This is a genomic window from Phormidium tenue FACHB-1052 (assembly GCF_014696675.1).
GTDB classification, from domain to species: Bacteria; Cyanobacteriota; Cyanobacteriia; order Phormidesmidales; family Phormidesmidaceae; genus Nodosilinea; species Nodosilinea tenuis_A.
Genome location: NZ_JACJQN010000016.1, coordinates 37,926 through 64,289 on the forward strand (window position 1 = coordinate 37,926; position 26,364 = coordinate 64,289).

Here is a 26,364-nt window from a genome sequence, read left to right on the forward strand (position 1 = left end):
GTGGGGGCAGCGGCCCGCCCAGGGCAGTTTTCCCTGGCTCTTAGCCCGGGAGAGGGCTCTTTGATTGGTGTGTGGACGTGTTTAGCAGGTGTGTTTAGATGCGGGTTTCTCCTAATTATTTATTGGCCGTGTTGGCCACCTCCGGGCTGGTAGGGTTGATTGCAGCCCCGGCCCAAGCCGATCCAGCCGCCCCAGAATCAGTTGTCCAGTCGGCTTCCTCAGACGCTGAACCACCAGAGGTTCTTGAACCGGGCTATAGCCAAAGCGCTGCTGCCCTGGCTGAGCCGGTTATCGGCACCACCGATCCCGCCAGCACCATCGACTTTGGCCAACCTCAGCCCGAGCTTGGCCCTAGCCCCGTCGGCGAAAATCTCCAGAGTGCGATCGACGGCTACCGCTCCGTTGAGGGTGAGACCGCCGCCGATGCTACAACAGCCCTCTCGCCTGCCCCTGGCTCAGAGTCTAACGTCGAACAGAGTGCCCAGCTAGAGAGCGCTCAGCTAGCCCAAACCCCCAGCACCCAGCGCGACATCACCCGCGAAGAGGCCCAGCGCATCCTAGATGGAGCTGTGCAGCGTCGTAGCCAGCCCCAGCCTGGGCCAAGCGAAACCCCTGAAGCTGCGCCTACGGATGAGTCTACCGACGAAGCCGCCGATGAGCCTGCCGATGAAACCCCTGACGAACCCGCCGCCGAAGAAGTTGAAGAACCTCGGGTTTTAGTCGCCGAAGTTCAGGTTCAGCCCAATCAGGGCGAACTCGATCCGGCCCTTGAAAACCTGATCTACAGCGTAATTGAAACTCAAGCTGGGCGCACGACTACCCGCACCCAGCTTCAGCAAGATATCAACAGCATTTTTGCCACCGGCTACTTCGCCGATGTCGATGCCCAGCCCGAAGACACCGACCTAGGCGTGCGAGTCACCTTCCTCGTGCAGCCCAACCCGGTGCTCACCGACGTGCGACTTGAGGGCAATGAGGTGCTGCCCCAAGCCATCGTCGATGACATTTTTGACGAACAAAAGGGCGAGATCATCAACCTGATTGACTTCCAGGAAGGCATTTTAGAACTCAACCAGTGGTACCAAGATCAGGGCTACGTGCTGGCCCAGGTGGTAGCCGCTCCCCAGGTTTCGCCTGATGGGGTCGTCACCCTAGAGGTCGCAGAAGGGGTAATTGAAAGCATTGAGGTGCGTTATATCAACGACCTGGGTCAGGCCGTCGACGATGAGGGCAACCCAGTCCGAGGACGAACTCGGCCTTTCATCATTACCCGCGAGTTTGAGACCGAGCCTGGCGAAGTCTTCAACCAGGCCCGCATTGAGCAAGACTTTCAGCGGGTGTTTGGTCTAGGAATTTTTGAAGATGTGGTGCCAGGGCTAGAACCCGCCGAAGACGATCCGCGCAAAGTTAAGCTGATCGTTAACGTATCTGAGCGCAACACCGGTTCTGTAGCGGCTGGTCTAGGCTTTAACTTTACCGGCGATCTCTTCGGCACAGTCAGCTTCCGCCAAGACAACTTTGGCGGCAACAACCAAAAATTTAGCGCTGAGGCTCAGCTCAGCACCCGAGACATTCTGTTTGACGTGTCCTTTACGGATCCTTGGATTGCGGGTGATCCCTTCCGAACTTCCTACACTGTTAACGCCTTTGCTCGCTCAGCCAACAACCTCAATTTTGAGGACGGCCCTAACCCTATCAACCTAGCTAACGGCGACCAGGTGCGCATTCGCCGCCTGGGTACTGGCATTACCTTTAGTCGTCCCTTTGACAATGGTTGGACGGTGGCGGTAGGTACTTTGATTCAAAACGTGTCGGCTCGCGATGCCGATGGTAGGGTCAATGCTGTAGACGCCGCTGGCAACCCCCTGACAGCAAGCAGTCGTGGGGTTGATGACCTCTGGACATTTCCTGTCAGTGCTACTCTCGATCGCCGCAATGACGCCTTTAACCCCACCAGCGGCAGCGTGCTGCGGCTCAACACCGAGCAGTCGGTGCCCCTAGGGCGGGGCAGCATCTTTATGAATCGGCTGCGGGGGAGCTACAGCTACTACATTCCCCTCAGTCTGCTGAACTTTGCTGAGGGACCCCAGGCCTTGGCCCTCAACTTTCAGGCAGGTACCATTGTCGGCGAACTACCGCCCTATGAGGCGTTTTCTCTAGGCGGCACCAACTCCATTCGTGGCTACGACGAAGGCGAAGTGGGCAGTGGACGTAGCTATGCTCAGTTCACCGCTGAATACCGCTTTCCGCTGTTTTCGTTTTTGGGCGGCGCTTTATTCTTAGATGTCGGTAGTGACCTGGGCAGCGGCAATTCTGTACCCGGTGCTCCTGGGCCGTCGCGGGGTAAGCCCGGCAGCGGCATTGGCTATGGAGCTGGGGTGCGGGTTTCGACTCCCCTGGGCCCCCTGCGGGTTGACTACGGCTTTAATAATCAGGGCGAAGGCCGTATCCACTTCGGATTTGGGGAGCGCTTTTAATGGTGCAGACAGGTCTTGACTCCAATCAATTGACCCAGGCGAGCTGGGGCCTAGCCGCCGGGCAAACCACCTTGGCCACCGTAGTCGATCGGCAGGGTGTGGGCCTCCATTCGGGTGTTGCGACCACAGTGACGCTGAGGCCAGCAGCACCGGGCCAAGGGCGTTTCTTCGTCCGCACCGATCTGCCGGGCCAACCCTCGATCGCCGCTAGCCTTGCCGCCGTCAACCCAACCATGCTCTCGACGGAGCTGCGCCAAGGGGAGGCAGCAGTGCGCACAGTCGAGCACTTGCTGGCGGCTTTGGTAGGCTTGGGCATTGACAATGTTCGCATTGACATTACTGGCCCCGAAGTGCCCCTGCTGGATGGGTCGGCTCTGGGCTGGGTAGAGGCGATTTGCCAAGCGGGGCGGCAAGAGTTTGAGTCTCCTCGCACGGTAGCGTGCTTGGAAGAGCCGGTGACGATTCACCAGGGCGATGCCTTTGTCGCCGCTTTTCCGGCTCCGGTAGCGCGGTTTACCTACGGCATTGACTTTGAGGTAGCGGCGATCGGCAATCAGTGGTTTAGCTGGTCACCCAGTGCCGATCCCTTTGGCCCTGAGGGGTTTGCCACCACCGTTGCCCCGGCCCGCACCTTTGGTTTGGCCCACCAGATCGAGCAGCTGCGCGCCAGCGGTCTGATTCAGGGGGGGAGCCTTGACAACGCCCTAGTGTGCGGAAAAGAGGGCTGGCTGAATCCACCCCTGCGGTTTGAGAACGAGCCCGCTCGCCACAAAATGCTCGATCTGATTGGCGATCTGAGTCTGTTGGGCAGCTTGCCCACGGCCCACATTGTGGCCTACAAGGCGAGTCACCGTCTCCACGGTGAGTTGGCGGCGGCGCTGGTGCCTGCCCTCGTCTATGGCACCCTCTAGTGGCAAAATCAATCTAGGCACATTTGCCTGCTGCACCTTACCGTACTGACCCACCTATTGTGATTGACGCAACTGCATCGAGCCCCCTGACCACAGCCCTAGACGGCATCGAGACTGCTGAAGCGGCGGAGCCGATCGCGGTTCCCAAGACTAGCTATAGCGCTGAAGAGATCCACGCCCTGCTGCCCCACCGCTATCCCTTTGCCCTAGTCGATCGCATCATCGACTATGTTCCGGCCAAGCATGCCATTGGCATCAAAAATGTCACCTTCAACGAGCCTCACTTTCAGGGGCATTTTCCGGGACACCCGATCATGCCTGGGGTGTTGATTGTCGAGGCCATGGCCCAGGTGGGGGGCATTGTGCTGATGCAGATCCCAGGGGTTCAGGGATTGTGCGTGTTCGCTGGCATCGACAAGGTGCGGTTTCGTCGTCCCGTGGTGCCTGGGGATCAGCTGGTAATGACCGTAGAACTTCTGGCCCTAAAACGGAAGCGGTTTGGCAAGATGCGCGGTCGAGCTGAGGTCGATGGGCAACTGGTCTGCGAAGGTGAGCTCATGTTCTCTGTGGTGGAGACGGCAACAACTCCCGAGGGGAAATAGGAAGAACATGTATCTATGTTGCAATCTCTGGGTTTTGGAGGCGGGCCGTTGACTACCCTGATTCATCCCACAGCAGTGGTTCACGAGGGGGCCAAGGTGCACCCCAGCGTCAAGATTGGCCCCTATGCGGTGATTGGTGAGCAGGTGAGCATTGGCCCTGGCACCGAAATTGGCGCTCACGCAATCATTGATGGCGACACAACCATTGGGTCGCAAAACCGGATTTTTCCGGGGGCGGCCATTGGTCTAGAGTCGCAGGATCTTAAGTACGACGGCTCGATGAGTCGGGTGGTGATCGGCGACAACAACCTGATTCGGGAGTACGTCACCATTAACCGGGCCACCGATGCCGGGGCGGTGACCCTGGTGGGCAGCAACTGCCTGCTGATGGCCTACTCCCATGTGGCTCACAACTGTGTGGTTGAAGATCACGTCATTCTCGCCAACTCGGTAGCGCTGGCGGGCCACGTGTATGTGGAGTCGGGGGCGCGGATTAGCGGCATGGTGGGCGTTCACCAGTTTGTGCGGGTGGGGCGGTTGGTGATGATTGGCGGGCTGAGCCGCATCGATCGCGATGTGCCTCCCTTTACCCTGGTCAACGGCAACCCGGCCGAAGTGCGAGGGCTGAATCAAATTGGCTTGCAGCGGGCGGGCCTCACCGCTGACCCCCAGGCCTATCGTGAACTGAAGCAGGCCTATCGGCTGGTCTATCGCTCGGGCGTATCGCTCAGTGAGGCGGTAAGCAAGCTCAATCAGGATGAGTCTAACGACCTGGTGCGGCACTTTAGCGAATTTTTGCGGGCGGCCCTGCAGAGCGATCGCCGCGGGTTGACCCCCGGTCGCCGCCGGAACAAGGCCAGCGATGATGAGTAGTTGGGGGGCCGCGTAGGGCATGGCTGACCTCACTCGGCGACGGATTTTTATTAGCACTGGCGAGGTGTCGGGCGATTTGCAGGGGGCGCTGTTGATTGAAGCGCTGGTGCAGCGGGCGCGCGATCGCCACCTCACCCTAGACATCACGGCCCTGGGCGGGCCCCGCATGGCCAAGGCGGGGGCAACGCTGGTGGGCGAAACCACGGGCATTGGCTCGGTCGGTATCTTTGAGGCGCTGCCCTACCTCATGCCTACACTGCGCCTTCAGAAGGTGGCTAAGGCGGCGCTCGATGCCCAGCCGCCCGACATTGCCGTGCTGATCGACTACATGAACCCCAACCTGGTGATGGGCAACTACGTCAAAACCCACCATCCCCAGGTGCCGGTGATTTACTACATCGCTCCCCAGCAGTGGGTGTGGGCCTTTTCTGAGAAAGACACCCGCAACTTGGTGCAGTGCAGCGATCGCATGCTGGCTATCTTCAAGGCCGAAGCCGACTACTACCAGGGCTTTGGGGCTGCTACCACCTGGGTCGGCCATCCCCTGGTCGATCGCTATCCTGGCCCCGCCGACCAGGCTGCCGCCCGCCAGCAATTGGGCTTACCCTTAGATACCCCAGTGGTGACGCTGCTGCCCGCCTCCCGGCAGCAGGAGGTGAAGTACCTGATGCCGGTGCTGCTCAAGGCGGCGCAGATTATTCAGGCCCAATACCCCAAGGTCACTTTCCTGCTGCCGGTGTCGATTCCGGCGTTGCAGGCCAGTTTTGAGCAGGGGTTGGTTGCCCACGGATTAAATGGTCGAGTGGTGGGCGAGGGCAGTCAGGGGGCGATCGCCGCTGCCGATGTCGCCATCACCAAGTCAGGCACCGCCAATCTTGAAATTGCCCTGATGGATGTGCCCCAGGTGGTGGCCTACCGCATTCACCCCCTCAGCGCCCGCATTGCCCACTATCTGCTGAAATTTGACGTGCCCTACGTGTCGCCGGTCAACCTCGTGGTGAACCAGCCCATCGTGCCCGAATTTTTGCAGTGGCAGGCGACCCCCGAGGCGATCGCCGCAGCGGCCCTAGAGCTGCTGCACAGCGAACCCGCGCGCCAGACTATGCGAGCGGGCTACGCCAAAATGCGCGAAGAGCTAGGGCCACCCGGCGTTTGCCAACGCACCGCAGATTTAATCCTTGATGCCCTGCCTGAGTTGTCGTGACAGGACACCCTCGATAGAATCGACCTGAAACTGTTGAAGCGTCCCCAAAGTCACTACAATTGTTATGCTTTGCCCGAGAGAGGTCGCTCTGTCTCGTTTGACAGCCCGACCCGGTGGTGACAGGAGGATCTTTCGTGAACATACCTGAGCTATTTGCCCGTGGCGGGCCTGCCATGTGGCCGCTGCTCCTACTTTCAGTCTTGGCTGTGGGCACCATTTTGGAGCGCATCTGGTTTTGGTCGCGCATCTTGACCCGCGAACGCGAGGTATCCGGGCGGGTGCTAGAGGCCGCTCGGCGAGACTGGGCTGCCGCTGCCGATATTGCCTATCGCTCTGCGACATTGCCCATGGGTCGGTTTTTGTCGGCCCCCCTTAAGCTGCAATCCCCCGATCCGGAGGTGTTTCGCCTGGCCTTAGAAACCTCGGCCAACGAAGAACTGCTGACTATGAGCCGGGGCGAAAAAATTCTTGAGGCCGTTGCTACCCTGTCCCCTTTGCTGGGCTTGCTGGGTACTGTGCTGGGCCTGATCAACTCCCTAAGTTCTATTCAAATTACTGACCTGGGTAGCGGGGATGCCACCGCAGGTACCTCGTTGGGTATCAGCGAGGCGCTGATTAGCACCGCTACGGGCCTGATTATTGCTATTACTGCCCTGGCTTTTTATCGGTTGTTTCAGGGGTTTGTGTTTGGCCAGGCCAAAATGTTTCGCCAGGCGGGTAGCGAGCTAGAGCTGCTTTACCGGCAGAGCTGGGCCCATCTCCACGGAGTGTCGCCCATGCCGGTGCCAGTACCGGTGCCCGCAGATGCCCTAGTTGAGCCAAATTCCTCTGTGCTCGATGCTACGCCCTCTGCGGAGAACCCCTCACTATGAAAATAGATCTGCTCGACAATCCCTCCAGGGATGTGCACATCGAGATTGTGCCGCTGATCGACGTGATTTTCTGCATTCTGACGTTCTTCATTTTGGCGGCGGTGGGTCTGACCCGGCAGCAGGCCATCGACCTAGACTTGCCTACGGCCCAAACGGGTCAAGCCTTGCCCGGACAGGTAGGACAGGGGGCCGATCGCCTCTACGTCAGCATTGACGCCTTTGGCCAGGTATATCTTGACCAGCAGCCCGTGCCCATCGAGCTGCTCAGAGATGTGCTGGGTCAGTTTAACCAGGTCAACCCTGGTGGGCTAATTGTGCTCTATGCTGCCCGCGATGCGCGCTATGAAGATGTGGTGGTGGTGCTTGACGAGCTGCGAGCGGTCGGGGGCGATCGCGTTGCCCTCGCAACTCTGCCCGCCGATACTAACCTGGGGCCTGAGGACGCTGCTCCCGGTGACGATCCCGCTCAGCTCCCCGAGGGATTTCCTCAGGAGGCCCCCGAGGGTCAGCTACCACCTGGTTTTGGTCAGCCCGGTAGCCAACCCCAATCGCCGTCCTCGCCCCTGTTTCCCAGTGAACCGGCCTCGCCGCTTCAGGAACCGGCCTCGCCGTTCCAGGAACCGACCTCGCCGCGCCAGCCTGCACCCAAGCCCAGTCCGGCGCGACCATAGGTATACCTAAAGAGAAAATCTTTCCCTAGGTAGAGGCCAGGCTGCCAACATTCCAGTTTTATGGGGAGACCTGGGTTAGCCACTGTCGAACTCTAAGCTTCGACCGGCATCGACAAAATATTTGATTGGGTAGCCCGGGAACGTTCGATTTCCGGGCTTAAATTTTGAGTGAATACCGGTTCCCCTTTCTGAGGCGCAGTCGGGTGCGTCTCAGCAGATTTTTATTAGCGTTGGTTGCGATCGCCGCCACAGTGCTGATCGCTGCCCAGGTCTGGTCGCAGCAGCCAGTTACCATCTCCTTTCTGCTGCGAGCGGTGGAAGCCGACCAGATGCAGGGCTTAGCCGAGCAGTTCATGGCCGAAAATCCCGATATTCGCATTCAGATGGTGCGCGGCCCCAACGCCGCCGATGCGGTCGAAAACCTTTACACCACGTCCTTTTTGCTGGGCGACTCACCCTACGACATCCTCTTCTCTGATGTCGTTTGGATTCCCAAATTTGCCGCTGCCGGGTGGCTGTTAGATCTCTCCGATCGCGTCAGTGAAACCGATCTGGCCGACTTTTTGCCTGCCGACGTGGCCGCTGGCCTTTACCAAGGTGGCCTCTACCGCATGCCGTTTCGCTCCGACATGGGCATGCTTTACTACCGCACTGATCTGCTCGATCAAGTCGGTTTAGCACCTCCCGAAACCTTTGACGATCTAATTACTGCCGCCGAAACCATTCAAGCGCAGACCGACGTGGACTGGGGATATACCTGGCAGGGTTTGCAGTACGAAGGCTTAGTCACCAACTTCGTTGAAATCATCGCAGGCTACGGCGGTTTTTGGATCGATCCGACCACCCTGGAAGTGGGCTTAGATCAGCCCGCTGGGGTTCAGGCGGTTGAATTTATGAAGGGCCTGATCGACCAGCGCATCTCTCCCCCCGGTGTGACCAACTACATTGAGGAAGACTCTCTTCGTCAGTTCCAGAACGGCAATGTGGCCTTTCTGCGGAATTGGCCCTACGCTTGGGCCGAGGCCAACCGCGACGGCACTCCGGTCGCCGGTAAAATTGCCCTCAAACCCATGGTGCATGCCACTGGCCAGCAGCCCGCTGCCTGCCTAGGGGGCTGGGGCTTTGGAATTTCGGCCACCACTCCCCACCCCGAGGAGGCCTGGCGAGTAGTGGAGTTTTTCACTAGCCCTGGGCCAATGAAGGATCTCATCACCGAATTTGCCTACGTGCCCAGCCGTCGCGCCCTGTTTACCGATCCCGATGTGCTGGCGACGTTTCCTCACTATGAGCAGCTGTTAGAGGTGGCAGAAACAGCGGTGCCTCGCCCTCCCGTGGGTCAGTACGCCCAAGTTTCAGACATTCTGCAACGCTATTTGAGCGCGGCTATCAGTGACCAGATGACGGCTGAGGACGCTATGCGAGCCGCTGCGGGCGAGAGTCGGCGGGTGTTGGGGGTAGAGGGGTAGGGAGTGGATGGGTAGGCGGGTGGATGGGTGGATGGGAATAGAGGAGTGATGGGGAAATGGGGATCAGGAATGATGGCTAAGGACTATATGCGGCAGCGGGAACAGCGGACCGGGTGGCTGTTGATGTTGCCAGCATTGCTGGTGTTGCTGCTGGTGTATGCCTTTCCGATTCTGCGGGCCTTTTGGCTGAGCTTCTTTACCCAAAACCTGAGCACTAATCTAGAGCCGGTGTTTAGCGGCCTAGACAACTACGGGTTGATGGTGGGGGATGGTCGTTTCTGGCAGAGTATGCGGAATACAGCTGTTTTCACCCTGTTCACGCTGTTCTTTGAGCTGGGGCTGGGATTGATCATTGCCCTGACGCTCGATCAGGCCTTTCGCGGTCGGGGCTTGGCGCGGACGATCGCCATTCTCCCCTGGGCGCTGCCCACTGCCCTAATTGCCCTGGCCTGGCGCTGGATTTTTAATACCGAGTTTGGCGTCTGGAACGACATGCTGATGCGCTTGCATCTGATCGGCAACCCGGTGAACTGGTTGGGAGAGCCCTTTTGGGCCATGGTGGCGGTGATCGCCGCCGATGTCTGGAAGACGACATCCTTTGTGGCGATTTTGCTGCTAGCAGGGCTTCAGTCGATTTCCCAGGATCTGTACGAGGCTCACGCTTTAGACGGAGCCAGCCCTTGGCAAAGCTTTCGGCAAATTACGCTGCCGCTGATTGCGCCGCAGATTGTGATTGCCATGTTGTTTCGCTTTGCTCAGTCCTTTGGCATTTTTGACTTGATTCAGGTGATGACTGGCGGCGGCCCTGGCGGTGCCACAGAGACGGTGTCGATCTATATCTACGCCGCCGTGATGCGCTATTTAGACTTTGGCTATGGGGCCGCCCTTGTGACCGTGACATTTTTGGTGCTAGTGGCGGTTGTGGCTCTGAGTTGGCTATATATCTCTCGCCTAAGAGCCAAGACCGAGTAACTTTGGTCGATTTCCCTCAGCAGCAGACACGTTGGTCTGCCCCAACCCATCCACCCCTAACCCATCCACCCCTATGACTACCGTCCCTCAAACCACTGCCCCTCCCCAAACCCGCGATCGCGGTATTCCCTGGGGACGGGTGCTGCTGGGGCTGGCGATCGCATTTACCGTCATCTTTAGCCTCGCCCCGGTGCTGTGGCAGGTGCTGACCTCGTTTAAGACCAATGCGGCCATCACCCAGACCCCGGTGGTCTACCTGCCGGGGTTCGACCAGCTCACCTTGACCCACTATCTAGACTTATTTCGGCTCAACCAGTTCCATGTCTACATGTTTAACAGCGCGCTGGTGGCGATTGTCTCCACGGTGCTGTGTCTGGCGCTGGGTTCCCCGGCGGCCTACGCCCTTGCCCGTCTGCGGATTCCGGGTGAGCAGGCGATCTTGGCGATCGTGCTGGTCGTGACCCTGTTTCCCTACATTCTGTTGTTCCTCGGCCTGCTCGAACTCGTGCGGGCCTTTGGCCTGGCCAACAACTACCTGGCGCTGATCATTCCCTACACCGCCATCAATCTGCCCCTGACGATTTTGGTCATGCGCAGCTTTTTTCAGCAGTTGCCCAAAGACCTAGAAGACTCGGCCCGTGTGGATGGCTATAACACAGTGCAAATGCTCTGGCGCATCGTGCTGCCCATGACTCTGCCCGCCCTAGTCACCACCGGCATTCTGGCCTTTATCTTTGCCTGGAATGAGTACCTGTTTGCCCTCACCTTTATGACCCGTGAGAGCATGAAAACCATCCCCGTCGCCGCCGCCCAGCTCGGCGGCACCACCCTATTTGAAGTACCCTACGGCCCCCTAGCCGCCGCCACCGTGGTCGGTACCCTACCCCTGGTGTTGCTGGTGCTGTTCTTCCAACGCCGCATTGTGCAAGGCCTGACCTCGGGGTCGGTGAAGGGGTAGATGGGTGGATGGGTAGGTGGGTAGGCGGGTAGACGAGCCTAAAAACTCCAACCCCTCACCCTTCCCATCCACCCTCCTACTCTCCCACCCATCCACCCTCCCACCCATCTACCCATCCACCCACCTACCTCTACGATCATGGCTAAACTCGAACTCCAAAACCTCGCTAAAGCCTACAGCCGCGACATTGTGCCGGTCAAGCAGCTCAATTTGGTGGTGGAAGACAACGAGTTTTTGACCCTGGTGGGGCCGTCGGGCTGTGGTAAATCCACCATTCTCAGGCTGATTGCGGGGTTGGACCAGCCCACGGAGGGGCGGGTGATGATTGGCGATCGCGATGTTAGCCCGCTGCCACCGGGCGATCGCAACATCGCTATGGTCTTTCAGAGCTACGCCCTTTACCCTCACATGACGGTGCGCGAGAACGTGGCTTCGGGGCTAAAGCTGCGCCACCTGCCAGTGGGCGACATTCAAAAGCGGGTGCAGGAAGTCTCTGGGGTGCTGGGTCTCGACCCGCTGCTCGATCGCAAGCCTGCGAAACTCTCGGGCGGTCAGCGCCAGCGGGTGGCTCTGGCCCGCGCCCTGGTACGCAACCCCGATGTGTTTTTGCTCGATGAACCCCTGAGCAACCTCGATGCCCTGCTGCGCGAGCAGGTGCGGGCCGACCTCAAGCAGATTTTTGCCGACCAAAAATCACCCATTGTCTACGTCACCCACGACCAGACCGAGGCCATGACCCTTTCGACCAAGGTAGCGGTGCTCAACAATGGCTATCTGCAACAGCTAGGTCACCCCCACGATATCTACAAAACTCCGGCCAATCGGTTTGTCGCTAGCTTCATCGGCAGCCCTCAGATGAACCTGGTTACCCTCACCCGCACCGGCAACAGTGTGACCCTGGGCGATTTTGCCATACCGCTGCCCGTCGGAGTTCAGGCGGCTTCCGTGGTACTAGGCATTCGCCCCGAGCATCTGCGGCTGCCCCGCGAGGGCGATGCCCACACCGTCAGCGGGCAGGTGTTTTTGGTAGAAAACTTGGGCATGCACGACCTGGTGAGCCTGCGGGTGCAGGGCGACCCCACCCTGACCTTGCGGGCGCTGCTGCCCGCCGATGCTGTCTGGAGCAAGGAAAATCTGAAGCTGGCGTTGCCGCCCGAGTCAATCCACTGGTTCGACGGCGATACCGAGCAACGTCTAACAACTTAAAGCTGCTACGGGCTTAGAATTTAAGGTGAGCATGCTGCCCCACAAGAAGGCTACCTATGAGCCCATCATTACAGCGCGTGATGAGTGAGCTAACCCAGCTCAGCTCAGAAGAACAGTGGACTTTACTCAGCTATTTAGTGAGTCAACTTCACGCGCGTACAAGCTCGCTTAAAGACTCAGCTTTAGAGGTTCAAGGCTCAGGGAGTTCCTCAGATATTAATAAGCTGTTGGACGAGACTAGAGGGAGCTGGGGGCAATCAAGTGTTGAAGAAATTAATGCAGAGATAGAGCAACAACGAAAATTAAGCTGGGGTGATTAGGTATTGATCTGGTGCAGCTAATTTTTGATACCAATATTTTTATTTACCACTTCAATAACCAGCTCAATGAATCTGGCGAGAATCTTTTGAGAACAGGCCTGATGGGACAAGGCGCTTACTCAGTCATTTCCAGAATTGAAGTTTTGGGCTTCCAGCAATCTAAGCTGGAAGAGGCTCGGGCAAAACAGCTTTTGTCGCGCTTGGTTGAGCTACCCCTGACTTCCGAAGTTGCTGAACGAACTATTCAACTGCGGAAGCATTTTAAGATCAAAGTACCTAATGCTATTATCGCTGCAACCGCTCTGGAATATTCTTTACAACTTATTACCCGTAACACAGCAGACTTCTCAAAAATTGAATCCTTAAGGCTAGCGAATCCTTTTGAGGATTAAGTCATTTTTTGCAAGATTGCCTATGCCCTCCACTTTACAAAACGCCTATCAGTACGCGCTGGATAACAGCGATCGCATTCTTACCGCCCTGCAACAACACCTATTGTTAGTAGCGGTGCCCCTGGCGATTGGGCTACTGGTGGGGCTGCCGCTGGGGTTGTGGAGTGCGCGATCGCGCCTGATCTCCACGGTCATGCTCAATAGCTTCAATGCCCTACGGGTGATTCCTAGCCTGGCGGTGCTGTTTTTGGCGGTGCCCGTGCTGGGTCTGAGCTTTTGGTCGGCGGTGCTGGCCCTGACGCTGCTGGTGATGCCGCCCATTCTGATCAGCACCGACGTAGCGTTTCGCAATATCAGCCCCGCCATTCGTGAGGCGGCGACGGGGATGGGGATGCCTCCCGGTGACATTCTCAAAACCGTCGAAATTCCCCTGGCGCTGCCGGTGGTGATTGCTGGCATCAAAACTGCCACGGTGGAGGTGATTGCTAGCGCTACTCTGGCCGCCTTTGTAGGGGCGGGCGGGTTAGGGGCGTTTATTGTGTTGGGGTTCGCCGCTTATGACCCAGCGATTTTGCTGGTGGGGGCGGTGCCGGTGGCGCTGCTGGCGCTACTGGCGGAGATGGGGTTGAGCGCGGTGCAGCGAGCCGCTCAGCCGCCGGGGGTGCGATCGGTTTAGGGGTAATCTTAGCTTTATAGACTCAGTAGTACCATGTAAGTTTTGCTTAGATAACGTCTCTAATCACACAACCAGACACGCAGCGCATGCATAACAAATTTAGCTATCAATATGATGGAATTTCTAAATAACGCTTTGCTCACCAGAAAATCAGGAGTGCAGTAAGCAATTTTCCCGAGTGTAGCAATTTTTTGGCTTCTATGGCATGTGGTAGAGCATTACAGCTACCTTAACAACACGACTTGAATCATCATTCATCCGAAATTCATAGTTGTGCCAAGTTTCGTCAATTTCAGAAATTTTCCTTAAATAGTTATGATGCTCAACTATATGGTTCTGAATTTTGGATATTACGGCTCCAAAATCTTTATTCTGAACAAATAGTATGATGCCAGCCTTAGTGTCACGCCAAGATAAATAGCTCAGGAGTTGATTTATCGTATCCAGGAATACCTCTTTCCCTCTCCAGAACTTACATTCTCCAACAAACTCGTTCGCACCTTCTCCTCGCACTAAGATGTCTGTTTTCCCTCTTTTGTTAAAGGACTCTCCCGTAGCCGATCCATAAACAACACTTTCAAGAGAAACCAGTATATGATCTCTTAGTGCCTCTTCATCCTTATTGGCGTACGTACTGGGCAACCGTTCAAACATTTTCCCAACAGAATGAATGCAATCGAGAGCTTTGTTGTATTCTAGGATCTGAAATGTTGGTTGTGCATGACCATCTTCCCATTTGTATAAATCAGATTGTCTAAGTGAATCAAGGCATTGCCTAATGGCAATTAAGATTTCAATTTGACGATCAAATAAATTAATCATTTGATTGACCGCCCATGGGCAGCTCTGAAGGCTCTTAGATTTATCCTTGGCTGCTTGAGACGTATTTCGGAGAATGTCAACTTGATAAACCCAGCCACCTAGAAATGAATCAACAAATGATTTTAGCGTGGGGAAATACTCTGCGTAGTTGAACTCGGTTAATCGTGATGACATGAATATTGCCAAATCTCTGCCATCACAGTATATTTGCTCAATAGGCCCTCGGTCTTTCCGTTGCAGAGAATAAATAAATTTGAAGTCTTCATTGTTTTTAAGGTGAGGCCAGTGCTCCATATTATTAGAATCAAAAACTCTCGCATATTCTACCAGTCGATTAAGTTGAAGTGAGACTGACTGGAAATCATTTCTTATTTGCATGGTTTGCCTTGTTTTTCCCCGGCTAATAATACTCAAGCCTGCGACGGCGAACTGCCTTAACTCAATATCAGAAACTCTAACCCATTCGCTGCATTTGAATTATTCGGCTGCATCTTACAGGGAGTTTTTTTGACGCTCATTAGTTAGTAGATAGTGTCTCCAAAATGAAACGTTCCCGTACAATCCACTTTGGAAAGGTAAATTGTAAAGATAGTGGCGTCGCAAACCGTACTTGTTGTTTTACCCATGCTTTAACCGCCGCTGGGGTTGAGCGTAATGCTCCAGGGCCAGCAGTAGGCCGTTGATGACTAGGGCTAGAACGGCCACCGCGATCGCACCCGCCACAATCTTGTCATAGCGGTTGGTTTGAATGCCGTCGAACAGCAGCTTGCCCAAGCCGCCAGCGTTGAATTTAGCCCCAATGGTAGCGATCGCAATGGCCACAATCGCTGCAATTCTTACCCCAGCTAAAAATACCGGCAGCACCAACGGCACCTGCACTCGCCACCAGCGCTGAGCCACGCTCATGCCCATACCCCGCGCTGCCTCTAGCACCGCTGGGTTAATGCCCGCCAAGCCCACCGTCAGGTTGCGCACCAAAATCACCTGGGTGTAGAGCACCATCGCCACAATCACCGAGGTGGCGTTGAGGCCAAACAGCGGCACCAAAAAGATAATCAGCGCCAGGCTGGGAATGGTGTAGAGCGCCCCCAGCCCGCCGAGCACGGGCACCGCCAGCCAGCGCAGGCGCGAGACCAGCAGGGCAAGGGGAACGGCGAGGGCGATCGCAATCCCTAGCGCAATCCCCGTCATCCGCAGGTGTTGCAGCAGCAGGGTCAGCACGTCGCCGGGGTTGCTCAGCAGGTAGCTCATCGTCCGTTCCCGGCAACCGCCGACTCGCGAATGTGGTCGAGGGTAAGTAGACCCACCGGGTTGCCTCCTTCTAGCACGGTGAGAGCTGGTGCCCCAGTTTTTAGAATCAGCGACAGCGCATCTCGCAGGCTGTCTAGGTGAGAGAGGGTAGGGTTGTGGCCATTGCTGTAGTTGGTCGGCAGCGCCATCATCGCCGCACCCACCCGCAGCAGACCGAGCTGGCGCACCATGTCGTCGGCCCCTAGCAGGGTGTGCACAAACTCATCGGCAGGCCGGGTCAAGAGGTTGAAGGGGGTATCAAACTGCACCACTTCGCCCAGGCGCATGATCAAGATGCGATCGGCCAGGCGCAGGGCCTCTTCCACATCGTGGGAGACAAACAAAATCGTCTTTTTGAGCTGGCCCTGGAGGCGAAGAATTTCGTCCTGCAACGCTGTGCGTGTGATCGCATCGATCGCCCCAAAGGGCTCATCCATCAGCATGATGCCGGGGTTGCCTGCCAGGGCTCGGGCAATGCCCACTCGCTGCTGCTGCCCACCAGAAAGTTGGGCGGGATAGCGATCGCGAAATTCCCCCGGAGATAGCTTCACCAAGTCCAGCAGCTCGTCGATGCGGGCCTGAATCTGGGGTTTGGGCCAGCCCAGCAGCTTGGGCACCACCGCCACATTGTCGGCCACCGTCATGTGGGGAAACAGCCCCGACTGCTGAATCACGTAGCCGATCTGCTGCCGCAGCTTGGTTGCCTTGAGCTGGCGAATATTCGCCCCATCGAGAAAGATGTTGCCTGCGGTGGGTTCGTAGAGGCGGTTAACCATCTTGAGCAGCGTAGTTTTGCCGCAGCCCGACGGTCCCAAAATCACCACAATTTCGCCTGAGTTGACCTGGCAAGTCACCCGGTTCACCGCTGGGCGGGCACCCCCAGCAAATCGCAGCGAAACATCGTCAAACTGGATAGCACTCATGGGGCGTTAGGTATGAGGTGTAAGGTGCAAGGGGGTAAGTACAAGATGCAAAGGGGGCGGATACGAGGCAGAACCGTGAACCTGATACCGTGAACCCAAAACCCCATACCCCACGCCATTATTCTGCGACTAGGCCCGCATCGACTAAAAACTCTTTCGCTACCTCTGCCGGTTCACGCTGGTTGCCGCTGACCTCGTAGTTGAGCTGGCGCATGACCTCATCGGTGAGCAGGGGTGAAACCTGGTTGAGGGCTTCAGCGATCGCAGGGTTGGCATCCAGCGCCGTCTGGCTGACAATGGGGGCCACCTGGTAGGGCGGAAACAACCCCTTGTCGTCTTCGAGCACCACCAGGTTAAAGGCGCTGATTTCACCATCGGTGCCAAAGGCGACAGCCACATCGGCTTCGCCATCCACCAGACCTTTGTAGCGCAGGCCCGCGTCTACGGCTTTGTATTCTTTGACAGAAAAATTGCCGTAGGCCGCTTGCAGGCCGGGTAGACCGTCTTCGCGCACCTCAAACTCGGGCGGCCCAATCAGCGTCAGGTTGCTGGCCTGGGCGGCAAAATCAGAGATCGTGCGAATGCCCTGGGCATCGGCCCGTTCCTCGGTCATGGCCAGGGCTTGGGTGTTGTTCATCGGCGAGGGGTCGAGCCACACTAGGTTAAATTGTTCCTGGTAGGCCTGCTTGACGGTGTCGAAGACCGCCTGCTGATCGCTGCTGACCGGCTGCTTGAGCACCGTGAGCAGGGCGGTGCCAGTGTATTCGGGGTAGAGGTCGATTTCGCCGCTCTCGATCGCAGCCTGGGCCACCGGAGTACCCCCCAGGTTGAGCTTGCGCTCAACGGTCAGACCGTTTTCTTCGAGCATCAGGGCGTACATTTCGCCGATAATCAGCTGCTCGGTAAAGTCTTTTGAGCCCACGCTGACCACATCACCGCCATTACCACCGCCACCGCCGCAGGCCGCTGCTACCAGCGCTGTCGCTACCCCCAGGCAGGCCTGGCTAAACCACCGTCGAGTTAACGTCATAGGGTTAAAAAGGCTGAAAACTGGACAAGTTTGGCATCGCGCCACTGTCCCCCTGAGAATATCACAGGACTTTTAGGCACGGGTTTTTGTTGGGCAATTCTCCCTTGCCGATGACAGCGGAGCCTGAGTTAAGCCACCTTGGGGTAGCGTTCTAGCCCTCTGCCCCCATGTCTAGTCACAATACGCCCGCGAGCAATCCCGCATCCCTCACCCTGGCTCAGCGCTTCACCCGTCGCCCCAGACGGAGAACTCTACTGCTGGGTTGGGCCATCCTGGCCGCTCTGGGATGGCTGGGGTATTTGCCCTTTGTCGGGGGCGCTGTGCCTGGGGTGCATGGGCTAGCTTGGGTCTACGGCAAACTCTTTGCGATCGCTCTGCTGACCCTGCTCGCGGTCATCATTCTGTTGGGGGCAGGAAGCCTGGCCGTCTGCCTGCTGCTTTTGAGCCTAAAACTAGAGTGGCGACAAAGCATCCGCCGAGGCCTAGCGAAAGTAGGCTTACTGCTGGCTGTGGGTATTTTTTTACTGGTGGCTTTGCTGCCAGCCTTACTTGTCGGCTATGCCCCCCAGGCTAGCCAGACCATGTCACCCTGGGGCGTTACCTATCGCACGGTGTATGTGGCCTTTCCTCTGGATGACAACTACGGCGAGCTGATGCTGCTCAGCTGCCGATCGCCGGGGCTGTGCCATCAGATCTATCGCAGCTCTACCGATATCATTTCTGCGGGCGGGGCGGATTTGGCTTTTAATACTGACACTAACCAGGTGGCGCTAAATCTGGAGGGGCAGTGGGTCTATGTGCGATCGCCCGACAAAGCGCTTTGCAACCAACCGTTGCCACCTACAACGTTTAGCAGCTCCTGTAGCTTTGTACCCAGTGAGTAAGCAGATCAGTAGGTTGCTGTACTCAGCTAAAACCCCGGCAACTGAGTCGCATCCTCCCCCAAAAGGTATTCATTAGTTACAAAAGTTGCAAAGATCAGCCAGCCAGTTTCACCATAAATTCTGGCACATGGCCTGCGCCTCCTCCGCCTGCCTTAGCTACCCTTGGGGTGCTTTGCACACCGAGAACCCCTGCTATGAAACGCGCCCTTGCCTTTGCTCTGGCTCCGCTTTGCTTAGGGATTGCAGCCACCCTGCCACTGTCGGGGTTAAACGGCTGCTCGATGCTGGCCTGGGCGCAAGAAACCCGCACCTACGGCAGCGATGGCAGCGATGGCCGCAGCGGCAGGTCAGGGCGCGATGGCACCGCTGGGCCGAGCCAAACCACCGTGGCCGATGGCACTGCTGCCAGCTTTAGCCTCACCGGCAGCGATGGCGAAGACGGTGAGCATGGCGAAAATGGCTATCGGCCCCGCTGTGGCGGTCAGCCCCGCAATGTTGACTACAATCTGCGCGCCCCTGACGGCGGCGACGGCGGCGACGGCGGCAGCGGCGGCAGCGGTGGCATCGGCGGCAATCTAACGGTTTACTATGGCGATCGCGCGGCTCTGCAACGGCTCTCGGTAGACGCTCGCGGCGGACGCTTTGGACGCGGCGGGCGCGGCGGCAGCGGCACCATGGGCTGTCGCTGCGACCTGCGCGATTGGGAGATTCAAACCTGCACCGGCACCCCTGGCCAGCCCGACTATCAATGCGGGGCAAATCGCTACCGCTGCTACGATGGCCGCAGCGGTGACAACGGCTCCTTTGGCCGCGATGGGGCTGTCGGTGCCGACGGCCAGGTGTGGATTGTCAACCAGCTAGAGCCGCTGCTGGGCGAAAACTCGGCCATGGCGGTGGGGCTGCAAACTCTGGCCAGTCAACCCGTACGTCTTTCGCGCAACCTGTGGGCTGAGAAATCGGGAGCCAACGCCCTGCTGGCCCCAGGCTCACGGGTCAACGACATTTACCGCGAATATACCGGGCGAGTGGAAGGCGATGTCAGCCTCAATTGGCAAGCCCCCCGGCCCCTGGGCAGCTTTGCAGGCGGCGATGTGCGCACCGAGATTCAGCCCGACGGGGCGCTGATCGCCACCTTCCCCGACAGCCTCTGGGCTGACTACACCACCAGCCGCGAAGCTGACCAACTCACCATCACGGTCACCAATGCGGTGCGAGCTAGCGACGTTACCCGCTTGGCCTCAGGAGGGGTGCAGGGCAGCGGAGCCAACCTCAAGGCCGTGGTGCTTGACCTGGCTGGGGAATCAGCCTACCTAACGACCCAGTTTCGCCTGACGCTGAGAACCACCGACGGCGACCCCAGGGACGATCGCCGCCCGCGCTACGTCACCGTTTACGACGATGTGGTGCCAGCGGAGTTGGTCAGCCTGACGGGCAACCGCTTTGAGCTAGCGCTAGGTCGCCTGCCCATCGATCGCGGCCCCCTGACCCGTGGCACGTACGCCCAAATTGAGATTACGGCGGTGCGATCGCTGGGAACTAACCGCGCTGAGCAGGCGATTTCGTGGCAGGGGCAGTTTTAGGGGAGTGGGTGAGTAGGTGAGTGAGCGAGTCGGTGGGTTCAAGGGATTCGAAGAAATCTCTGTAAAGCTTTGCAGTAGAGGCTGTAATCGCCCTTTAGGTAGCAGTGCGACCTGCCGCAGGTTGGCTATAGTAGCGAGCGAATGCACATCCTCGCGAGCAGAACACGGGTCAATAACGTATGACTATTTCTTTGGGGCGGCACCTGTGCGGCAATGCGGCGATCGCTACTCAGCAGGAATGGCTGGTCACGAATGGCATTGGCGGCTATGGCAGCGGCACGGTGGCTGGAGTGCTCACTCGCCACTACCACGGGCTGCTGGTGGCGGCGCTCAAGCCGCCGCTAGAGCGTACTCTGCTGGTGACTAAGGTTGACGAAACCGCGACTTATTTAGGCCAGTCCCACGCGCTGTACTGCGATCGCTGGACCGATGGCACGCTGCAACCCGAGGGCTACCTGTACTTAGAATCATTTCGGCTGGAGGGCACCATCCCGATCTGGGTCTATGCGATCGCCGATGCTCGCCTCGAAAAGCGCGTCTGGATGGAGCCTGGGGCCAACACCACCTACGTGCGCTACACCCTCAGCCGCGCCAGCGCCCCCATGGAACTGACGCTGAAAGTCTTGGTCAACCACCGCCACCACCACCACAGCACCCAGGGGCAGGGCTGGCAAATGGCGATCGCCGACTGCCCCCAGGGTCTGCGCATTCAGGCCAAAGGAAACGTTGAGCCCTTCTATTTACTCAGCGAAACCGCCCCAGCCCAGCCCGCCCACACCTGGCACAAGGGCTACAGCCTCGCCGTCGAAACCTACCGGGGCATTCACCCCTACGACGACCACCTGCACGCGGCCACCTTTGCACCCACTCTGGGTCAGGGCCAGTCGTTCACCCTAGTGGCCACCACCGAAGCCGAGGCCGATCGCTCGGGGCAAAGTGCCCTGCTCCGCCGCCTGGCCCACGAGCAACATTTGACGACCCAGGGCAAGACGGCCCAACCCGACGACTCGCCACCCGCCTGGGTAAGCCAGCTAGTCTTGGCCGCCGATCAGTTCATCGTCAGCCGCCCCATAACGGTGCTGGAAGCCAGCGATTCCATTGGGGCAGTGGATCTCGAAGGCACCCCCACCCCCCTCACGTTGGGAGACTTTGCCCCAGACCACAGTCCTCAATCTGGGGTGAGCCAGGAGATTCCTACGGACTCCCTACCAGCAGATGAGGTGGCAGAATGGTCTGACCTAGCGCCTCTAACATCGGCCAATCCGGGCAAAACCGTAATTGCGGGCTACCCCTGGTTTGGCGACTGGGGCCGCGACACCATGATCGCTTTGTCGGGATTAACCCTAACCACCGGGCGTCCGGCCCTGGCTCGGCTGATTTTGCAGACCTTTGCCCGCTTTCTCGATCGGGGCATGCTGCCCAACGCTTTTCCTGAGAATGGCCAAGCGCCCCACTACAACACCGTAGATGCCACCCTCTGGTACTTTGAGGCCCTGCGCGCCTACCACCAAGCCACTGCCGACACAGCATTAATCGAAGACCTTTTTCCCCAGCTGCAGGAGGTGATTACCTGGCACTGCAAAGGTACCCGCCACGGCATTCAGGTCGATGCCACCGATGGGCTGCTCTCTGCCGGGGAGCCGGGGGTGCAACTCACCTGGATGGATGCCAAGGTGGGCGATTGGGTAGTCACCCCTCGCATTGGCAAGCCGGTAGAGGTCAATGCTCTGTGGTACAACGCTCTGCTGGTGATGACCGATTTTGCGGGAATGTTGGGCCAACCTGTCGGCCTGTTTCAGGAGTTAGCGTCTCAAACCCGTCAGGGATTTCAGCGATTTTGGAGCGACGATCTGGGCTACTGCTACGACCTGCTGGATGGCCCCAACGGCGCAGATGCGGCCCTGCGGCCCAACCAAATTTTCGCTGTTTCTCTGCCCGATGCCGCCTTGGGAGAGCCCTGCCTGAGTGCCGAGCAGCAGCGGGCGGTGGTGAATGTGGTGGCTCAACGACTGTTGACCTCCCACGGGTTGCGATCGCTCGATCCGGCCCATCCTGACTATCGCGGTCACTACGGCGGCGACCTAGTGCAGCGCGACGGAGCCTACCACCAGGGCACGGTCTGGAGCTGGCTGATTGGGCCGTTTGTGCAGGCCCACTGGCAGGTCTACCAAGATGCCGACCTGGCCCACAGCTTCCTCGATCCACTGATTCACCACCTGCACGGCGGCGGCTGTCTGGGCACCATCAGCGAAATTTTTGACGGCAACGCCCCGATGGAGCCGCGCGGCACGTTTGCTCAGGCCTGGTCGGTGGCCGAGGTGCTGCGGGTGAGCGCCCTACTCAGACCATTAATGAAAGAGTAGGGGCGTAGGCGAAGCCAAGCCAGAGGCTTTACGGCGTTTGCCCTGCCCAACTGAGGGATTCGCAACCGTTAAAGCGGGGCACTGGCGCGATCGCAGCTGCCCCCCAGCGCGTCGACCACCACGCAGGTATTTACCACCAGTACATCCTGCATGGTTTCGGCAGCACTGCCGGGGCCACCTGGCCCTTCCACAAACAGGGGTTGCTCTGCTACGGTGACGCCCGCATCCTTGGCGACGGTTTCAATTAGCTGGGGGTTGGTGGTGGTTTCGGCAAAAATGGTGGGCACCTGGGCGGCCTTGACCTGTTCGACTAGGGCTGTCAGGGCACCGGGCGTCGGCTTTTCGTCGGTGCTGAGGCCGCTGAGCGCCCCCTTGACCTCAAAGCCGTAGGCCTCGGCAAAGTAGCCAAAGGAATTGTGGGTGGTGACGAGCTGGCGCTGATCGGCGGGTATGGTAGCTACCTGGGTTTGAATCCAGCGATCGATGGCTTCGAACTGCGAGACTAGGCGGCTGGCATTCTCGGCGTAGAGACCGGCTTGGTCGGGATTGATTTCAGCAAGGCGATCGGCAATTACCGAGGCCATAGCGGCGTTGTGCTTAGCGCTGTGCCAGATGTGCGGATCGGGCATTGAACCTTGGCTGTCGCTGTCGCCGTCCTCCTCGGCGCGGTTGGCATGTTCCTCTGCTCCTTCAGCGCTGTGGTCGTGCCCATCGCCCTCGGCGTGAACTGCTTCACTGTCGTGATCGTCATGGGCTGCACCCATCAGTGGCGTCGGTACCGCCTGTTCGTACACTGGCACCTGCGCTGCCTCGGTAGAACTACTTTCCACCATCTTAATCAGGGTAGGAGCATAGCCGTAGCCGTCATAAAGCACTAGGTCGGCCTGCTCAAGGGCTTGGCGATCGGAGGGTTTGACCTGGTAGGTGTGGGGGTCGGTGCCGGGGTCGAGCAGGCAGGTCAGAGCGATGGTGGTTTCGGCGATCTGCTGGGTGAGGTCGCAGAGCACGCTGGTCGTGGCGACGACCACCGGACTGTCTGCCTCCACTGGGGCCTCGGCTTCGGATTCTGCCACCGGGCCGCCGTTGCTGCTGCACCCGACTAGCCCTACTGCCAGGGCGATCGCAGCACTCCACCGCTTCGCCCTTGAAGGCACTAGCGGGCTAACCCGGTGTAAAAACATGGCCTACTTCTCCCAGAAACAGATAACTGCTTTAATATGATAGTGATAATGGTTATCATTTCATGGGTGCCATGCTAGAGGTTCAAAACCTGTCTGTCAACTACCGGGGAATGTCAGCCCTAGAGAACGTTTCTCTGTCTCTAGAGGCAGGGGAACTGGTCGGGTTGATTGGCCCTAACGGTGCGGGCAAAAGCACCCTAATTCAAGCAATGCTGGGGTTGGTGCCCTGTCGGGGGCAGGTGCTTTTTCAAGGCGCGCCGCTGCGACGACGGCGGCAGTCGGTAGCCTACGTGCCCCAGCGATCGCGCATCGACTGGGACTACCCGATCACCGCCGGGCAGGTGGCGATGATGGCGCAGTCAGCTTTGGCGGGGTGGTTTCAGCGGCCCAGCCAGCAGGCGCGGCAGCGAGTTACCGTGGCTCTCGAACGGGTGGATATGCTGCATTTGTGCGATCGCCCCATCGGCCAACTCTCTGGCGGCCAACAGCAGCGCGTGTTTTTGGCCCGCGCCCTGGCTCAAAATGCCGACCTGCTGCTGCTCGACGAACCTTTCACCGGCATCGACAAAAAGACCGAAGCTCTGATGCTGGCGATCTTTGCCGAACTCCAGGCCGAGGGCAAAACTCTAGTGGTATGCAGCCACGAGTGGGGCGACGCTCTGCACCGCTACGATCGCCTACTGCTGCTCAATCGGCAGCTACTAGCCGATGACACCCCCCAGGCGGTGATGACCTTCGACAATATTCAGCGGGCCTACGGTCAGGGGCCAGAACCCAGCGGGGCGATCGCCTCCTACGCCGATTTCTTCTGCTGATGCGGCAGGGGGGTACGCGTCATCGGTGCCCTGATAGATGCCTTGAGTTAAGGCTCAACCTCCCCGATTCCCCCTGATTTCCTAGCTATAAACGGAACGGGCAAGCGTTGAACCGGGTAAATCTAGCGGTAAAGCAGCACCGGAATTTGGCTACTGCGGAGCATCTGTACCCTGGTGCTACCGATCATCAGGTAGCGAATGCGGCGATGGCCGTAGGCTCCCATCAGCAGTGGAGCCGTCCGTGCAAAGTAAAATTCGTTTCATGGGGTGGCTATTCCTGTAGGGCAGATGGCTGACTGTGGACGGCCAACTTGTTCACCAAAGTGGCGCTGGCCTCGTTGAGGCCTACCACCTCTACCTCAGCCCCGGTGCGGCGAAACTTGCTGACCACCTTATCGAGGGCGGCGACGGCCCCTTGATCCCACAGGTGAGCGTGGGTGAGGTCGATGGTGATGCGATCGATAAACTCTTCGAAGTCAAAGGCGTCGAGAAATTCTTCAATCGAAACGAAGAAAATTTGCCCCGACACGCTGTAGACACGGTGCTTGCCGTCGTCTTTCAGCACCTTATCGACAAACACCAACCGGGCAATCTTGCGGCTGAAAAACACCGTGCTCATGACGATGCCCATGGCCACCCCCAGGGCAAAGTTGCGGGTGAAGATGGTCACCAGCATGGTGGTCAGCATGACCGCCGTCTCGGTGCGGGGAATTTTGGCCATGTCGCGAAATGACGCCCAGCGAAAGGTGCCAATAGAAACCATGATCATCACCGCCACCAGGGCCGCCATGGGCATCTGCTGCACCCAGCGGCTCAGTACCAAGATGGCAAACAGCAGAAATATGCCAGCACACAGGGTCGAGAGTCGTCCTCGCCCGCCCGACTGCACGTTGATCACCGACTGCCCAATCATGCCGCAACCCGCCATGCCGCCAAAAAAGCTGGTGATGATATTGGCGATGCCCTGCCCTTTGGCCTCGCGGTTTTTGTCGCTAGGCGTGTCGGTCAACTCGTCCACTAGCGAAGCGGTCAGAAATGAGGCCAGCAGCCCCACTACGGCCATCGTCAACGACGTTGGCAGCACAATCCTCAGGGTTTCGAGACTCCAGGGCACCTGGGGTAGGGCAAAGATAGGCAGGGTGGTGGGCAGCTCGCCCATGTCACCGACGGTGGGCACGTCAAGGCCGAGGGCGATCGCCGCCACTGTCATCACAAACAACGCTACTAGGGGCGAAGGCACCGCCTTGGTGAAGCGCGGCAGGATGTAGATGATCGCTAGAGACAGCGCCGTCATCACGTAAACGGCAAAGGGCACGTTGGTTAGCTGGGGCAGCTGCGCTAAGAAAATCAGCACCGCCAGGGCATTGATATAGCCCACCATCACGGCGCGGGGCACGTAGCGCATCTGGCGAGCCAGCCGCAGCAGCCCAAAGATCACCTGAAACACACCGCACAGCAGGGTAGCCACCAGCAGATACTCCAGCCCGTAGTCGCGCACCAGGTCGATCATCAGCAGGGCCATGGCCCCGGTGGCGGCGGAAATCGAAGCGGGTCGCCCGCCCAAAAAGGCGGTGACCACAGCAATGATGAAGGAGGTGTAGAGGCCCACCTTGGGGTCAACCCCGGCAATGATCGAAAACGCGATCGCCTCTGGAATCAGGGCCAGCCCCACCACCGCCCCAGCCAGCAGGTCAGCCCTGGGGTTAGACCACCAATCTCGTTTCAGGGCGCGCAAATTTAGAGATCGAAGATTGACAGTAGAGTTGTTCAAGGGGTCACCTAAGCCTGGAAGACTAAACCTGGTTGGGCCAGGCAGAGCACTGGTTGCCTAACTCTCTTAGCCCTCGCCCCGATCGCTGTAGATGAGATCTCAGAC

General features: G+C 58.4%; 24 protein-coding genes. 18 read left to right on the forward strand and 6 right to left on the reverse strand.

The window, feature by feature from the left end; all coding sequences use genetic code 11:
* Window positions 1–98 precede the first annotated feature (98 nt).
* From H6G07_RS19850 to H6G07_RS19915, 14 genes are all read left to right on the forward strand, one after another.
* A complete protein-coding gene (locus tag H6G07_RS19850) occupies window positions 99–2,477 on the forward strand; it encodes a BamA/TamA family outer membrane protein (RefSeq protein ID WP_073610032.1) in 2,379 nt (792 codons plus the stop codon).
* A complete protein-coding gene (lpxC, locus tag H6G07_RS19855) occupies window positions 2,477–3,388 on the forward strand; it encodes a UDP-3-O-acyl-N-acetylglucosamine deacetylase (protein WP_084173410.1) in 912 nt (303 codons plus the stop codon). Before H6G07_RS19850 ends, lpxC begins: the two co-directional genes overlap by 1 nt.
* A gap of 134 nt (window positions 3,389–3,522) precedes the next feature.
* Window positions 3,523–3,990 carry a 3-hydroxyacyl-ACP dehydratase FabZ gene (gene fabZ, locus H6G07_RS19860; protein WP_338420719.1) on the forward strand — a complete coding sequence of 156 codons (468 nt, stop codon included), beginning with the start codon at window positions 3,523–3,525 and terminating at the stop codon, window positions 3,988–3,990.
* Between the two features lie 48 nt (window positions 3,991–4,038).
* The gene (gene lpxA, locus H6G07_RS19865; RefSeq protein ID WP_073610130.1) at window positions 4,039–4,863 is read left to right on the forward strand and encodes an acyl-ACP--UDP-N-acetylglucosamine O-acyltransferase; all 825 of its coding nucleotides are present in this window, start codon (window positions 4,039–4,041) and stop codon (window positions 4,861–4,863) included.
* 19 nt (window positions 4,864–4,882) lie between these two features.
* Entirely contained in the window at window positions 4,883–6,067 is a 1,185-nt protein-coding gene (lpxB, locus tag H6G07_RS19870) for a lipid-A-disaccharide synthase (RefSeq protein ID WP_073610033.1), read from the forward strand.
* 134 nt (window positions 6,068–6,201) lie between these two features.
* Window positions 6,202–6,939, forward strand: a complete 738-nt coding sequence (locus H6G07_RS19875; protein ID WP_084173412.1) for a MotA/TolQ/ExbB proton channel family protein — start codon at window positions 6,202–6,204, stop codon at window positions 6,937–6,939.
* On the forward strand, window positions 6,936–7,610 hold the full coding sequence (locus H6G07_RS19880) for an ExbD/TolR family protein (RefSeq protein WP_073610035.1): 675 nt from the start codon (window positions 6,936–6,938) through the stop codon (window positions 7,608–7,610). Before H6G07_RS19875 ends, H6G07_RS19880 begins: the two co-directional genes overlap by 4 nt.
* Before the next feature lie 203 nt (window positions 7,611–7,813).
* Window positions 7,814–9,076 (forward strand): ABC transporter substrate-binding protein, encoded by a 1,263-nt coding sequence (locus H6G07_RS19885; protein WP_244901952.1) that lies wholly within the window; start codon window positions 7,814–7,816, stop codon window positions 9,074–9,076.
* Window positions 9,077–9,148: 72 nt separating this feature from the next.
* Window positions 9,149–10,048, forward strand: coding sequence for a carbohydrate ABC transporter permease (locus H6G07_RS19890; protein ID WP_139297133.1), 900 nt, complete (start codon window positions 9,149–9,151; stop codon window positions 10,046–10,048).
* A gap of 73 nt (window positions 10,049–10,121) precedes the next feature.
* Window positions 10,122–11,006, forward strand: coding sequence for a carbohydrate ABC transporter permease (locus tag H6G07_RS19895; protein WP_073610038.1), 885 nt, complete (start codon window positions 10,122–10,124; stop codon window positions 11,004–11,006).
* Between the two features lie 138 nt (window positions 11,007–11,144).
* Complete coding sequence (locus H6G07_RS19900; RefSeq protein WP_073610039.1) at window positions 11,145–12,212, forward strand: ABC transporter ATP-binding protein; 1,068 nt, start codon at window positions 11,145–11,147, stop codon at window positions 12,210–12,212.
* Between the two features lie 56 nt (window positions 12,213–12,268).
* Window positions 12,269–12,532 carry a hypothetical protein gene (locus H6G07_RS19905; protein WP_139297134.1) on the forward strand — a complete coding sequence of 88 codons (264 nt, stop codon included), beginning with the start codon at window positions 12,269–12,271 and terminating at the stop codon, window positions 12,530–12,532.
* An 11-nt stretch (window positions 12,533–12,543) separates the two neighbouring features.
* Window positions 12,544–12,924, forward strand: coding sequence for a type II toxin-antitoxin system VapC family toxin (locus H6G07_RS19910; protein ID WP_073610040.1), 381 nt, complete (start codon window positions 12,544–12,546; stop codon window positions 12,922–12,924).
* A 22-nt stretch (window positions 12,925–12,946) separates the two neighbouring features.
* Window positions 12,947–13,600 (forward strand): ABC transporter permease, encoded by a 654-nt coding sequence (locus tag H6G07_RS19915; protein WP_073610041.1) that lies wholly within the window; start codon window positions 12,947–12,949, stop codon window positions 13,598–13,600.
* Between the two features lie 198 nt (window positions 13,601–13,798).
* Here H6G07_RS19915 and H6G07_RS19920 read toward each other — a convergent pair whose 3' ends face one another.
* The 4 genes from H6G07_RS19920 to H6G07_RS19935 form a co-directional block, all read right to left on the reverse strand.
* Window positions 13,799–14,836: a hypothetical protein gene (locus H6G07_RS19920; protein WP_139297135.1), complete on the reverse strand. Its 1,038-nt coding sequence runs from the start codon at window positions 14,834–14,836 to the stop codon at window positions 13,799–13,801.
* 204 nt (window positions 14,837–15,040) lie between these two features.
* Window positions 15,041–15,673, reverse strand: a complete 633-nt coding sequence (locus H6G07_RS19925; RefSeq protein ID WP_073610043.1) for an ABC transporter permease — start codon at window positions 15,671–15,673, stop codon at window positions 15,041–15,043.
* A complete protein-coding gene (locus H6G07_RS19930) occupies window positions 15,670–16,635 on the reverse strand; it encodes an ABC transporter ATP-binding protein (RefSeq protein WP_073610044.1) in 966 nt (321 codons plus the stop codon). The genes H6G07_RS19925 and H6G07_RS19930 overlap by 4 nt, the downstream gene beginning before the upstream one ends.
* 118 nt (window positions 16,636–16,753) lie before the next feature.
* Entirely contained in the window at window positions 16,754–17,665 is a 912-nt protein-coding gene (locus tag H6G07_RS19935; RefSeq protein ID WP_073610045.1) for a glycine betaine ABC transporter substrate-binding protein, read from the reverse strand.
* Between the two features lie 167 nt (window positions 17,666–17,832).
* Here H6G07_RS19935 and H6G07_RS19940 point away from each other — a divergent pair, with 167 nt between their 5' ends.
* The 3 genes from H6G07_RS19940 to H6G07_RS19950 all read left to right on the forward strand — a co-directional run bounded on the left by H6G07_RS19940 (window position 17,833) and on the right by H6G07_RS19950 (window position 22,492).
* Complete coding sequence (locus H6G07_RS19940; protein ID WP_073610046.1) at window positions 17,833–18,549, forward strand: hypothetical protein; 717 nt, start codon at window positions 17,833–17,835, stop codon at window positions 18,547–18,549.
* A gap of 194 nt (window positions 18,550–18,743) precedes the next feature.
* The gene (locus H6G07_RS19945; RefSeq protein WP_073610047.1) at window positions 18,744–20,129 is read left to right on the forward strand and encodes a hypothetical protein; all 1,386 of its coding nucleotides are present in this window, start codon (window positions 18,744–18,746) and stop codon (window positions 20,127–20,129) included.
* A gap of 179 nt (window positions 20,130–20,308) precedes the next feature.
* The gene (locus H6G07_RS19950; protein ID WP_073610048.1) at window positions 20,309–22,492 is read left to right on the forward strand and encodes an amylo-alpha-1,6-glucosidase; all 2,184 of its coding nucleotides are present in this window, start codon (window positions 20,309–20,311) and stop codon (window positions 22,490–22,492) included.
* A 68-nt stretch (window positions 22,493–22,560) separates the two neighbouring features.
* Here the strand turns inward: H6G07_RS19950 and H6G07_RS19955 are convergent, their stop codons facing one another.
* Window positions 22,561–23,673: a metal ABC transporter substrate-binding protein gene (locus H6G07_RS19955; protein ID WP_073610049.1), complete on the reverse strand. Its 1,113-nt coding sequence runs from the start codon at window positions 23,671–23,673 to the stop codon at window positions 22,561–22,563.
* Window positions 23,674–23,744: 71 nt separating this feature from the next.
* Between H6G07_RS19955 and H6G07_RS19960 the strand changes: the two genes are divergently transcribed.
* Window positions 23,745–24,488 (forward strand): metal ABC transporter ATP-binding protein, encoded by a 744-nt coding sequence (locus H6G07_RS19960; protein WP_073610131.1) that lies wholly within the window; start codon window positions 23,745–23,747, stop codon window positions 24,486–24,488.
* A gap of 271 nt (window positions 24,489–24,759) precedes the next feature.
* On the opposite strand, the gene H6G07_RS19970 is transcribed toward H6G07_RS19960, so the two are convergent.
* Window positions 24,760–26,259 (reverse strand): SulP family inorganic anion transporter, encoded by a 1,500-nt coding sequence (locus H6G07_RS19970; RefSeq protein ID WP_171973068.1) that lies wholly within the window; start codon window positions 26,257–26,259, stop codon window positions 24,760–24,762.
* Between the last annotated feature and the right edge of the window lie 105 nt (window positions 26,260–26,364).